The organism is Chryseobacterium sp. S90 (assembly GCF_047444895.1).
GTDB lineage: Bacteria > Bacteroidota > Bacteroidia > Flavobacteriales > Weeksellaceae > Chryseobacterium.
Genome location: NZ_JBLGCX010000008.1, coordinates 33,861 through 46,923, shown reverse-complemented (window position 1 = coordinate 46,923; position 13,063 = coordinate 33,861). Strand labels below are relative to the sequence as shown.

14 protein-coding genes are annotated in these 13,063 nt (G+C 36.0%); 5 read left to right on the top strand and 9 right to left on the bottom strand.

Going from position 1 to position 13,063, the window contains the following annotated elements:
* Position 1: 1 nt before the first annotated feature.
* On the bottom strand, positions 2-493 hold the full coding sequence (locus ACLMCG_RS19065; RefSeq protein ID WP_413960874.1) for a hypothetical protein: 492 nt from the start codon (positions 491-493) through the stop codon (positions 2-4).
* A gap of 102 nt (positions 494-595) precedes the next feature.
* Between ACLMCG_RS19065 and ruvC the strand changes: the two genes are divergently transcribed.
* The 5 genes from ruvC (at position 596) to ACLMCG_RS19040 (ending at position 4,132) form a co-directional block, all read left to right on the top strand.
* On the top strand, positions 596-1,150 hold the full coding sequence (ruvC, locus tag ACLMCG_RS19060; RefSeq protein WP_047424950.1) for a crossover junction endodeoxyribonuclease RuvC: 555 nt from the start codon (positions 596-598) through the stop codon (positions 1,148-1,150).
* A gap of 151 nt (positions 1,151-1,301) precedes the next feature.
* The gene (locus ACLMCG_RS19055; protein WP_223601553.1) at positions 1,302-2,372 is read left to right on the top strand and encodes a DUF4407 domain-containing protein; all 1,071 of its coding nucleotides are present in this window, start codon (positions 1,302-1,304) and stop codon (positions 2,370-2,372) included.
* A gap of 173 nt (positions 2,373-2,545) precedes the next feature.
* A complete protein-coding gene (locus tag ACLMCG_RS19050; protein WP_223601554.1) occupies positions 2,546-3,139 on the top strand; it encodes a phage tail protein in 594 nt (197 codons plus the stop codon).
* 5 nt (positions 3,140-3,144) lie between these two features.
* Complete coding sequence (locus tag ACLMCG_RS19045; protein ID WP_413960875.1) at positions 3,145-3,837, top strand: T9SS type A sorting domain-containing protein; 693 nt, start codon at positions 3,145-3,147, stop codon at positions 3,835-3,837.
* An 85-nt stretch (positions 3,838-3,922) separates the two neighbouring features.
* Positions 3,923-4,132 (top strand): KTSC domain-containing protein, encoded by a 210-nt coding sequence (locus ACLMCG_RS19040; protein WP_414136886.1) that lies wholly within the window; start codon positions 3,923-3,925, stop codon positions 4,130-4,132.
* A gap of 53 nt (positions 4,133-4,185) precedes the next feature.
* Here ACLMCG_RS19040 and ACLMCG_RS19035 read toward each other — a convergent pair whose 3' ends face one another.
* The 8 genes from ACLMCG_RS19035 to ACLMCG_RS19000 form a co-directional block, all read right to left on the bottom strand.
* Entirely contained in the window at positions 4,186-6,054 is a 1,869-nt protein-coding gene (locus tag ACLMCG_RS19035) for a GEVED domain-containing protein (protein WP_223601556.1), read from the bottom strand.
* A 346-nt stretch (positions 6,055-6,400) separates the two neighbouring features.
* Positions 6,401-7,861 carry an IMP dehydrogenase gene (gene guaB / locus ACLMCG_RS19030; RefSeq protein WP_223601557.1) on the bottom strand — a complete coding sequence of 487 codons (1,461 nt, stop codon included), beginning with the start codon at positions 7,859-7,861 and terminating at the stop codon, positions 6,401-6,403.
* A gap of 188 nt (positions 7,862-8,049) precedes the next feature.
* Positions 8,050-8,754 carry a hypothetical protein gene (locus tag ACLMCG_RS19025; protein ID WP_413960876.1) on the bottom strand — a complete coding sequence of 235 codons (705 nt, stop codon included), beginning with the start codon at positions 8,752-8,754 and terminating at the stop codon, positions 8,050-8,052.
* Between the two features lie 25 nt (positions 8,755-8,779).
* Positions 8,780-9,283, bottom strand: a complete 504-nt coding sequence (locus ACLMCG_RS19020; RefSeq protein ID WP_413960877.1) for a DUF4252 domain-containing protein — start codon at positions 9,281-9,283, stop codon at positions 8,780-8,782.
* 12 nt (positions 9,284-9,295) lie between these two features.
* Positions 9,296-10,582 (bottom strand): DUF4252 domain-containing protein, encoded by a 1,287-nt coding sequence (locus tag ACLMCG_RS19015; RefSeq protein ID WP_223601560.1) that lies wholly within the window; start codon positions 10,580-10,582, stop codon positions 9,296-9,298.
* Between the two features lie 16 nt (positions 10,583-10,598).
* The gene (locus ACLMCG_RS19010) at positions 10,599-11,276 is read right to left on the bottom strand and encodes a hypothetical protein (RefSeq protein WP_413960878.1); all 678 of its coding nucleotides are present in this window, start codon (positions 11,274-11,276) and stop codon (positions 10,599-10,601) included.
* Entirely contained in the window at positions 11,251-11,760 is a 510-nt protein-coding gene (locus ACLMCG_RS19005; protein ID WP_124536645.1) for an RNA polymerase sigma factor, read from the bottom strand. Before ACLMCG_RS19005 ends, ACLMCG_RS19010 begins: the two co-directional genes overlap by 26 nt.
* Before the next feature lie 100 nt (positions 11,761-11,860).
* On the bottom strand, positions 11,861-13,021 hold the full coding sequence (locus tag ACLMCG_RS19000; protein ID WP_413960879.1) for a GlmU family protein: 1,161 nt from the start codon (positions 13,019-13,021) through the stop codon (positions 11,861-11,863).
* Positions 13,022-13,063 lie beyond the last annotated feature (42 nt).

Here is a 13,063-nt window from a genome sequence, read left to right as displayed (position 1 = left end):
ATTATAGTTTTTTGGTGAATAATAGCTGTACTCCATCATCAGTTGCCTTTTCAACCTTTACCGTCTGAACATTTTCAGAATAGGAAAAGCGGGCACTGAATTCTGTGCTTTGAAGAGAGGCTTTATGTCTGGAAATCCCTTCTTTCTCGTATACTTCCAATTCAGGGTTAAAAGGATCTCTTACAAGCTGTCTGGCAACTTCTTTCCCACTAGACTCTGTGAGCGTAATAATAAAGTCTCCTTTATGAGCTTCATTTCTTTCAAAAGAAGAGATCTGCTTCAATCTTCCATCTGTAATTTTACTGCTCTGAAGGGCAACTTTTGCATTTCCGGATTGATCTTTATCTGCCTTGAAAAACAAATAAATAATACGATCGCTTTTTTTTGTCAAAGTTTCAGAAAGCGATTGCCTTTTTTGTGTTAATCCATTTTCTTTCTGAAAGCTACAGAACAGAAAAACAGGAACAATGAGTACATTAAATACATTTTTCATAATCATTTTTGTTTAAAGGTACTAAAGTTTTAAATATAAATGAAAGTCATTTCCAATACTTTTCACTCTTAAAAAAACTTAGAAAGTCCTATCTTTGAGGCAATGATTTCAGAGAAAATAATTTTAGGTATTGACCCGGGAACAACTGTGATGGGGTTTGGCATTATCTCCGTAAAAAAAGGAAAAATGGAGATGGTTTCTATTCATGAACTGATCTTAAAAAAATATCCCAATCACGAAACTAAGCTCAAATATATTTTTGAAAGAACACTGTCTCTTATCGATGAGTTTCATCCTGATGAAGTTGCTCTTGAAGCTCCTTTCTTTGGAAAAAATGTACAGAGTATGCTTAAACTGGGCCGTGCACAGGGAGTAGCCATGGCTGCCAGCCTTTACAGAAATATTCCTATCACCGAATATTCTCCGAAAAAAATCAAAATGGCCATCACCGGAAACGGAAATGCCAGTAAAGAACAGGTAGCAGGGATGCTTCAGAATCTTCTTAATTTAAAAGAATTCCCTACCAAATATTTGGATGCCTCCGATGGACTTGCCGTTGCGGTATGTCATCATTTTAATTCCGGAACTATAACGGATACAAAATCGTATTCCGGATGGGAAAGCTTTTTGAAGCAGAATCCGGATCGATTGAAATAATTTTGATCTTTTCTTACATTCTTTCAAAGTACTGTTTTAACCCTCTAAAAAACAATATTTTACAAAAACACGTACAATTACTTGGTAAAACATAATACTATCTTTTACATTGGTATGATTTTTAGTACTACCTTTGTATAAATTTTCAGTTATGAAAACAAACCAACAAACTATAAATCAAGGGACTCATAAAATAAACTGGTTCCAAAAATTTCTGATGGTGTGTTCCGGCGGGAACATCCATATCTTAAGAAAGACCCCAAGCGAATGGAATAAATTTTCAGGGATTGGGGGGATTGTACTTTTTACTGCAGTATTCGCTACTTTATCTGCAGGCTATGCCATGTATACGGTATTCGACAATATCTGGGCTTCCATAGGATTTGGAATTCTTTGGGGGCTGATGATCTTTAATCTTGACCGTTATATTGTTTCTTCTATTAAAAAAACAGGAACCTGGTGGAATCAGATTCTGATGGCTATTCCCCGTCTTATCCTTGCTACATTTTTAGGGATTATTATTTCAAAACCATTAGAGCTTAAAATTTTCGAGAAAGAGGTAAATAAGCAGTTGAATACAATTATTCAAAGGAATAAAAAACAACTTCAGGGTGAAATGAGTGGAAGGATTCTTCAACAGAGCGGCCCCTTTGAAACTGAAAAACAACAGATTTCAGGAAAAGTAGCACAGTATCAGAAAGCCTATGATTCCGCATCAGTAGAACTTGAAAAGGAAATTCTGGGAAAACAGTCGGGTTTAACCAGCGGAAAAGAAGGTTACGGACCGAATGCTAAACGTAAACAGGAATTAAAAGAGCAGCGCAGACAAGATCTTGAGAATTATCAAAAACAAGCCGCTCCCAGACTGGAATATCTGGATAAAGAAATATCCAAGGTATATACGAACCTTGAAACTGAAAGAAAATCTACAGAAACTTTTGAGGATAAATTCAATGGATTTGCAGCAAGGCTTCAGGCATTGGATGAACTGGGTAAAAATTCGGCAATTATAGGATTGGCAGCAGCTTTTATCATGGGATTGTTTATATGTCTTGAGATATCTCCGGTTCTTGTAAAATTAATTTCTCATATAGGGCCGTATGATTATCTTTTAGAAAAAACAGAAAATGATTTCAGATTGTATTCCAAGGAGAAAATAGAAAAGGGAAATGCTCTGACAGATTTCAGGATTGAAGATTTTAAGGATAATTTGAAAAATTAATGATCCTCTGCATTGACTATTAAGCGATTTAAACATTAGAGAAAAAATCTATAAAAAACTAATATTTAATTAATAAAATCTACCTTTCGTTAAATTAACGAAAGGTTTTTGCTTTTATCATTGATTATATATTAAATATTTTCTAATTTTATATTACTTAAAACCTTGTCATCATGAAAAATTTATTTCTTGCATGTACACTGCTGATCTGCAGTGCATTTGCCCCTGCCTTAAAAGCACAGGCATCAGAACCTTTTTTAGGGCAAATAGCCTTTGTACCTTATAATTTTGCACCAAAATACTGGGCAGAATGTAATGGGCAGATCCTGCCTATCGCTCAAAATCAAGCACTTTTTTCATTGCTAGGAACCACTTACGGAGGGAATGGAACAACCACATTTGCTTTACCTGATATGAGAGGAAGAGTACTTGTTCATAACGGACAGGCTCCGGGAGGCCCTACTACGTATAGCATGGGAGAAACCGGAGGAGCTGAAAGTGTAACACTATTGATAACACAAATGCCAGCCCATAACCACACGGTAAATGCCGTAACAGCGGAAGGAAATCAGAATTCTCCAACAAATAATCTTCCGGCAGACACCAAAGTTCTTGATAAGGAATATTCCGATGCAGCCGCTAACACCATAATGAAAAGCACAATGGTAGGAAACACAGGAGGAAATCAGCCTCATGAAAACAGACCTCCCTTCATCACGTTGAAATGTATCATTGCATTGGCAGGAGTATTTCCATCACAAAATTAATAGTTATGAAAATTCTTTACGTTCTATGTCTTGCTATGGGAAGCTCAGCTTTTACGCAGACAATAACTTTCAGCGGATGTCCTAATCTGTTTGATAGCCCGCCTAATACTTATGTCTTTAACAAAACGGGAGTGGACGCTTTTAGTAAGAACATTTATATGACTACTCCTATTGATGGAGGGCAAGATTGTAGTGGATTAGGCACCTGTGAATTTAAAATCCAATGGAACAACACCCTTACCAGATGGGAATTTCTTGGTGATGAAGGAAATGGAACTTTTACGACTCCTTATCTGATTTATTATAATTCAACGGGAAACAATTCTGTTCCGATACCTCCAGGCAACAGCGTTGGAACATGGGTTGAGAATACTGTAATGACTAACGGGCAATGCGGTGGAAATCTTACTGCAGTAAATTCTACCATGACGGGTGACGTACAGACTACAACATTGGGAACTTCAGATCTCTCTAAAAATAAAATCCAGATTTTTCCAAATCCTGTAACAGATTTCATTCGTATTTCCGGTATTGATGACGGGCTGTCTGTTCAAATTTACAACATGGATGGACGCCTTATAAAATCTGAAATGTTTGATTCAAAAATTGATGTCTCACAACTTATTTCAGGCGGTTATATATTAAAGATAAATACCCGGAATTTTCAAACTCATCAATTTAAATTCGTGAAAAAATAACAGATCATTTTAACAAGAAAAAAACTTTGAAGCTTTCGGAATTTCCGGAAGCTTCTATTCTTTTCTGACAAGGAACATTTTTTGTATGAACTGTAGTATGCCTTCAAGTGTTGTACATCATTTCATTTATTTCCCGGATACTGAAATATTACGAATTATATATCAGTCAGGAGCTGTTTATGATTATCTTAAAGTTCCGTCCGACATTATTGAAAAGTTTAAGGAGGCAAGATCCAAAGGGCAATTTTTAAATAAAGTCATTAAACCAAGATTTAAATATATTAGAATTAAATAAAAAATGTCTCCATCGAAATGGAGACATTTATAATATATTAAACTTTGATCAATTTATTTGATGATCAATTTTGAAGTTTTAGAATCTTTTCCGTTAGAAACCTGAATCATATATACTCCTTTTTCTAATTGCTGCTCTACTTTGAAAATACCATTTCCTTCTTCAGTTGCGGATGGACTTGCGATCAATCTTCCTGCCATATCAGAAATAGAAACTTTCAGGTTTTTACCATTTTTAGCTTTAATGAAGATCTTATCTCCGGTTGCAACCGGGTTAGGATAAACAGTTAAATCATTATTATCCGCTTTCACCTCGTTTGTTCCTAAGTTCGTAACAAATTTTACAGTATAGTCTTCAACCTGTCCGTACATTAATTGTCCACAAGGAGTCATGTTAGGATTCTCATCATCTACAAGAACTCTCATTCTTAGCGGAGTGTTAAGTACCACTGAAGCAGGTGCCGTAATAGTAGTATTGTAAGTACCTATTTCTGTAACCGGATCTGCTGCAATATTATCAGCAGTACCCACAAGTTCAGAGGCTTCAAATGTTCCATTATTATTATAGTCAATCCAAACTCTCACATCGTTATTTGAACCTGATAAATTTACCTGAAGGTTATGTGTTCCTGTGGAAGAAAGCTCAGTAGCTGTAGCTTTCAGACAGTTTGCTCCTGTATAGTCTTCATAAAAACTAGTATTATTATGCCAGTATCCTGTAGTTGCATTATTAATACTTCCTAATTTCACAAGAGTTGGGCCAACAAAATAATCATCTGGTGTAGAGATCCCTGATGGATTACATGTTGCAGCAATAGGCGTTCCAATCGCAGCAGCATTAGAAGGGGCTGTTCCACCTAATGAAGTACTCAAAGATCCTCTCATTAAAAAGAAATAAAGAGCTGCTCTGTCATGCTGTCCATTGGTAAATTTGAATGCTATTGGGTTGGTATAGTTCATCATGTTATACTGTACTCCCTGATAGTTTGCTCCTGTACAATAATTCATATCATTGTTAGTAGGTGCAGGATCATTCAGCAAGCTTCTTGATCTTTCTGTATCGCACACCTGGTCATCATCCTTATTACAATCATTATTAGTCATCGCTGGACAGTAAGTAGTAGAAGTAGTCCCTTGCGGCGGTTGAGCGTTAGCATTTCCAAAAGTATGAAGTAATCCCATACTATGTCCAAACTCATGAGCCAAAGTAATATCATCCTGTAGTGTAACCACAAAAGATTTCATAAAGGATTCGTAGTTAGCATCAGCATTTTGAGGCAGTCCAGCCCAGCCCATAATACCATAGGTTCCACCTCCATCTACTTTGTTCATAATATAAATGTTAAAGTAAGAAGCTTCTGGCCAGTGCGGAGCAATTGTCTTAACCTGATCTGTACTAACACCAGATGTCCCACTACGGTTTATCCCATTTGCATCATATCCTGGAAGAGTACCACCATTATATCGAACAATCCCAGTAGTTGCATTACAGTTAGGGTCTCTTTTCGCCAATACCAACTTAATCGGCATTGTAGCAGCTGTACCAAAATCTGCAGGAATTCCCTGAGCCCACTGATAAGTACCTGCATACATTTGATTACAATGATCCAGCCAAGCCTGAATTTGAGCATCACTCTTATTGTAAGCAGTACCAATAGCAGCTCCTGTAGGTGCTATTATGTGTACTACTACAGGAATTTCATAAACTCCATTTACAATTTTGTATGCACTTCCTCCTTTAGCAGTAGTATTTTGATTACCGCTAATAATTTTGTTACGCATATTGCGAACCATTTCATCAATTTCCGCATTTTGTTTTTGGTGTACTCTCTGTTCATTATCAAAGTCACACCAATCTTTTTTTTGCTGTGCTGATACTGAAAGGGATAGTAGCAATGCCCCACAAAGGATAGTTTTCTTCATTACAATATTTAAAAAAATTAATAGATTTAAAATTTATAATTTCAAGCATCAATTAACAGTATTTATTATCAATAATCAGCACAAAATTTAAAATTTTATTACAGTTAGTAGAAAAACATTTATAATTGTTACATTTTAAACCAAAAATAAAATTAACGTAATTACAAACAGCATTCGATTAATTTATATTATTCCTAATAAAAAGCAATAAAAATAACAAAACAATAAATTAATAAAAATAAAATACAAAACTAACCCACTACTAATCAATACATTAATCTAAAATTATAAAATAAAAAAACCGCACTAATTGTGCAGTTTTTAAAATATAAATCCAATAATGATTTTATAAAGAATAATTTGGAGCTTCTTGTGTGATAATTACATCATGCGGGTGAGATTCTTTCAATCCGCTTCCTGTAATCATTACCAGTTTAGAATCTTTTTGAAGTGTTTCAATATCCTTAGATCCACAATATCCCATACCAGCTCTTAAACCTCCTGTCAATTGGAAAATTACATCTTCCAATTTTCCTTTATGTGGAACTCTTCCTTCAATTCCTTCCGGAACGAATTTTTTAGCTTCACTCTGGAAATATCTTTCTTTACCACCTCTCTTCATAGCAGAAAGACTTCCCATACCTTGGTAAGACTTAAATTTTCTTCCCTGGAAAATAATTTCTTCTCCCGGAGCTTCATCTGTACCCGCTAAAAGAGAACCAAGCATTACGGCTCCTGCTCCACTTGCAATAGCTTTAACGATATCTCCTGAAAGTTTGATTCCACCATCAGCAATTACTGTTACATTTTGTGACTTAGCATATTCGTAAACGTTATAGATTGCAGATAACTGAGGAACTCCCACACCTGCAACGACTCTTGTTGTACAGATAGAACCTGGACCCACTCCAACTTTAAGTACGTTGGCTCCGGCTTCAATAAGGTCTTTTGCAGCTTCTGCGGTTACGATATTTCCACCTACAACATCAAGGTTCGGATATGCTTTTCTGATTTCTGAGATTTTGTCTAAAACTCCTTTAGAATGACCGTGTGCTGAATCGATTGCTACGATATCAACTCCTGCCTGTACCAAAGCCTCAATTCTAGCCAATGTATCTTCTCCTACTCCAACTCCAGCCCCTACGATAAGACGACCGTTCTCATCTTTATTAGCGTTTGGATATTCCAATTGATTATCAATATCCTTGATAGTAATTAATCCTACAAGTTTATTATCTTTATCTACAATCGGAAGTTTTTCAACTCTGTTTTTAAGAAGGATTTCTTTTGCCTTTTCAAGATTGGTATCTTTGTCTGAAGTGATCAGATTTTCTTTGGTCATGATCTCTTCTACTTTCATATCAAGGTTTTCCTGATATTTTACATCTCTGTTGGTAATAATTCCAATCAGAACATTATCAGCATCTACTACCGGAAGACCTGAAATCTTATATCTTGACATAAGGCTTTTCGCCTCTCCCAAAGTATGATCTTTAGATAAAGTTACCGGATCAGAGATCATTCCGTTTTCGGAACGCTTTACGCGGTTCACCTGAGCAGCCTGCTCAGCGATTGTCATGTTTTTGTGAATAAAACCTAATCCTCCAACTCTTGCTAGGGCAATAGCCAGATCAGCTTCAGTAACTGTGTCCATCGCAGCGGAAACTATCGGAACATTCAGCGTGATTTTGTCGGTAAGTCTTGATTTTAATGAAACCTGGTTAGGTAAAACTTCTGAATAAGAAGGGACTAGAAGAACGTCATCGAAAGTGATGGCTGTCTCTACAATTTTGTTATGAATAGACATCTTTACTTTCTTTGCAAAATTAGGTTATTTTAGTGAGATATGAAAATCCTTTTTAATAGTTTAAATAAAATTTAATAATCAATAACTTAAATCGAAAAAACCGCTCTTTTATCAGAACGGTTACGGTACAAAATAATTGAATATGTAGAAACTACTTGTTAAGTTTAATCAATATTGCCGCTAGTAGGTTATTTTACCGGGTTTCCATTTTCATCCAATTTCTCAATATGGGTCTGATTATTTTTATCGATGTATACTTTTAATCTTACTTTCCCTTTTGTATCACGGATAAAAATCCCTACATCTCCATTCGCTGTCTTGCCGGCAAAAAATCGTTCATTTCCCAGCTTACCCTTTTCCCGTAGCTGTGCAAATGCTTTTTTTGAATCTTCCGGATTATTAATTTTTTTGATTGAATCTCCAGCCTTAATAATATCTTCCAGCAGAAAATCATCCGGTCTGTCCCAAAGTTTTAAACCATATACTCTTTTTTTATCATTCCCTATTGATTCAGAATATTGCAGCTGCATAATCTGATCTGTATTTCTTTGATCTACAGAATATACCATTCCGGACCCTTCTTCATCAGCATCATATACAAGCCCTCCACATTCGTCACCCATAGAATTGAAGAAAATAAGTCCTGCTTCTCTTTCACGGGGTTTCATTTCTTTGTGATTCACCAATCCGGGGTGTTGGCGCTCCTTATTACTGATAACCATTTTTAAAGTCCCGTCCTTCTCAATGATATTGATGCGTTCTACATCTATTTCTTTAAAACGTTCGTTAGAAGATTGGTTTTTAAATGCGAGAAAGAAAAACATCGCACAGAGTATGGTGAGTACAACGGCATAGATTTTAAGGATACGGACTTCTCTTATCAGTTTTTCCATGCTGTGAATTCTTGGGGATTAATGGTTATTTAACGGAAACAGAATTAATCATTTTTGAGATATCATCAGGAGTAAAATTTCCTTTCACATCTACAAACACCATATCCTTACTATTGGAACCTACAGTGATCAGCATATTTTTAATAGCGTCACCGTCTTGTTTCACCCTTATATTGACATTATTGCCGTCATGCTTTATGGTAGCCCATTCTTCATAATGATTATCATTCAGATATTGAGTATAATCATTCAGCATTTCTTTACTTCCGTTTGTTACGGTAAGAACTTTTATTTTTGAAGCTTTCTTGACCAGATTAATTGTTTCCTCACTTTCTCCGTCTTCTCTTAAAGCCTTCTTAATATATGATTTAGCAAGAACCATCGGTACATTAATACTTGCAAACTGAGCTCCTTTGAAATCATATTTTGAATTCTGGAAAAAGTCAATATTCGGTTTTTCTGAAACGATGCACGATTGAAGCATGCCCAGCACCAAAATAGCGAGAAAAAAATGTTTAAGAGTCTTCATAGGTTAGTTTTCTTATTTGATTTGTCTGAAGCTTCCGCCCGAAATTTTATCTACTTTGGCATCCAATTCAGGATTTCCTCTCAACTTTACGGCTGCTCCGGATGAAACACTTACTTTCAATTTATCTGTTACCAGTAAAGAAAGACTTGCTCCAGAGGTAGATTCTACTACTGCTGTTGAGATCTTAAGATCATCAGCTTTACAAGACGCTCCGCTGCTGATATCAATTACAGCAGATGCTGCCTCTCCTGATAAGCTAATACTTGCTCCGCTGGAAGTATCTAATGCCAGCTTTGGTGTTTTAATATCAATATCTATTACTGAACCTGAGCTTACTTCTACTGCTGCAGACTCTTTTACATTGAATGTTCCTTTAATAATAGAACCAGATTCTGCTTCTATTGCAAGGCTGCTTTCTGTAACAGGGTTCACTGCTGTAAAGACACTTCCTGACGATGTTTTTATAGCACTAATGCTGGGAGCTGAAACATTGACGTTAAGATTTTTAAATCTCAGATTTCGAACACCTTTATTGTCAACATATATCTTTAAAACTCCGTTTTCTACTTTTGTAATCACATACTGAAGCTTATCTGCATCTGCAATAACTTTTACACTTCTTGTATTTTCCTGTTTGTAAGTAACATTTACTCCTACGCTGGCATCTATCTTTGAGAATTCACCCACGTTTCTGTTATCTCCGTTCAGGTAAGATGATGTATTCCCTGAAGTGAGGTCATTTCTCACGGAAGTTGTCACAGAAGAAGTAGTTGTTTCACCGGAATTAATGATCTTGTTTACATCGGATAGCTTCATTTTTCCATTAAGAATAAAAATAATATTCTCTTCTTTGGAATCAACGTTGAAAACAAGATTTTCGAGATAGTTATCTTTCTCATCTTCAGCCAGAAATTTCATAGAAGTTCCATCACTGCTCATAGACATTAATTCATTGAAGTTTAATGAGTTCAATGCATCATTTATTCTCGCCGTTTTATCTTCATTCATTTTTATATTGGCAAGATTCTCATCTTTTAAACGATCTGGAAAGGTAATTTTAGGAATAATTAAAATTTTAAGTCCATCCACATCGTTCAGGATCGGTTTTATTTTTCCGACATAGGCATCATCAACATCAATGGTATTCAATAGCTTGAACATCGGCTTTTTAATATTGATAGATGTCACTCTTCCCTTTTTTTCAAAATCCTGAAAAAGCTTGTCTAATTTCTCAGTCTGTGCAGAATAAGTTGCAAAGCTGCTTAGCATTACGGCTATTATAAAAAATATTTTTTTCATGGGATTGTTCTGATTTTTAGTATTCGCTGTCAAGATTTTCATTTTTTTGAGAGGATGCTACTGTTTTTTTAAACTCGTTTCCTAATTTCATAAAGGAATATTTGGCAACATCTATGGCTTCTTTTTCACTGCTGATTCTTTTGCCGTTTACAATTACATAAGAGTCATTGTACGCAGATGCAGAATCACTTAAATTTTTATTGTTTGAGGCATTGCTTACGTATCTAGGTCTTGTTTCCTTTTTAAGCCTTCCTCTTTTTGGCAGGATTTCATCCATTACATCTTTTTCCGCCACCTGATTGTCCTGAAAAACAGAATCTTTTTTCACACCGGAAATAGAGTCTGTATGATTTACGGCAACCTGTTCCTGGTGATCACTGTTTTCTTCAATGAATCCGGATTTCTGTTTTAAGATTTCATCTTTTACCAGCTTTTCTTTATCCTGCGCATTCTTATTATTGTTATTCAGGAAGAATCCGATGCTGAGGACCAGCATTATACTGGCGGCCATCCAAAACCATTTAGGAAAGGAGGGTTTCTTCTTTTCTTCCAGTGGAATAACAGGCACAATATGCTGTTCAGGCTCCGCACCTTCTGCAGTCTGAAGAAAGTCTTCAAAACTCCAGTCCATTTTTTCTTCCTTAAGATCCTGGAAGACTTCGTTGTATTTATCTTGTAATTGATCTTTTTTCATAGCTCATCAGTTGTGAGATTTGTTCTTTTACTTTTTGTCTCGCACGCATCAGGTTTACCCTTACTGCATTTTCCTCCATTTCCAGCATTTCAGAAATTTCGGAAACATCATACTCTTCTACATCTTTCAAGTGGATGACCATCTTCTGTTTTTCGGGGAGCTGATTGATAAATCCTATAATATGTTCCTTAAGGTTATCAACTTCCATACTGTAAAGCTCCGACCGGTGAAGCTGCATATCCGCAAAGCCGATCTTTACATCGTGATGCTTCAATCTGTTGAGGCATTCGTTCCGGACAGACTTCAGCGCATAGGATTTAAAATTCCCGAACTGCTCAAGCTCATCCCTCTTCTGCCAAAACTTCATCATGAGATCCTGTACTACATCTTCTGCTTCATCACTGCTCATGACAAACCGCTTCGCAAAACGATACATCTCGTCTTTGAGAATAAACACCGTATTCTTGAAAGTTTCTTGGGTCATGAGTTTTGTTTCTTATAGGTAAGACAATTGCCGTTACAGATCTATTACATCAAAAATAAAAAAACTTCAAAAAAAATTGAAGTTTTTTATTATCATCGAATTAATACGTATCAAAAATATGTTTCAAGATTGCTTTATCCTCTTCTGTTAAAGGGATTTTTCTCCTCGCCATAGCTCTTTCTGCTACTTCATATACTTTATCCAGCCTGAATCTTTCATCATCTTTCAATCCACCCCATGAAAAATTTTCCACAAGATTGGGTGGAAAACCTGGTTTGAATATATTGGAGGCCACGCCAATTACTGTTCCGGTATTCAATTGGGTATTGATTGCCGTTTTGGAATGATCTCCCATAATTAATCCTGCGAACTGTAAGCCTGTATCTTCAAAGGCTTTTGTTCTGTAGTTCCACAGTTTTACATGGCTGTAATTATTTTTAAGATTGGAAGAATTGGTATCAGCACCGAAGTTACACCATTCCCCGATTACAGAGTTTCCGACAAAACCTTCATGCCCCTTGCTTGTATAGCCGAAAATAATAATATTATTCACTTCCCCTCCTACTTTACAATGTGGACCGATAGTCGTTGCTCCGTATATTTTAGCACCAAGGTTAAACTTAGAATCTTCCCCAAGAGTGATCGGTCCGCGAAGATGACAGCCTTCCATTACCTCAGCATTTTTACCGATATAAATTTTCCCTGTCTTAGTGTTCAAAGTAGAAAATTCAATTTCAGCACCTTCTTCGATAAAGAGGTCTTTTTTATCTCCTAAAAACCCATTGGTTGAAGATAGTTCCTGTGAAGTTCTTCCTTTGGTAAGCAGATCAAAGTCAAAATCAATTGCGTGATGGTTATAGGTAAACAGATCTTTTGGTCTTTTAAAGAAAATAAGATCTTCCTTGATATCCGTCATTTTTTCAATCTGATGGAGAGAAAAATCTTTCATATTGATTTTAGCGGCGATCAATTCGTCTTCATAAACCAATGCTTCTCCCTGCTTAAGATCTTTAATCTGTTGAATTACGGTTTCTGTAGGAATGAAATTCGGAACTAAAAAAAGGCTTTCTTTTTCCTCCGGACTTTTAAATTTATCCTGAAGGTACGTTTCTGTGAAGTAAGAGATCTCTGTGTTTTCCAGGATTTTCTGCCATCTTTCGGAGAAGGTAAGAATTCCGCATCGCATTGCAGCAACCGGGCGGGTAAAAGTAAGCGGAAGAAAGTCTTCCCAATATTGTGCGTCTGAAAATACTATCTGCATCATTCAGTTTTTTAAGTTTAAAGTTTAAAATTCAAGGTTAAC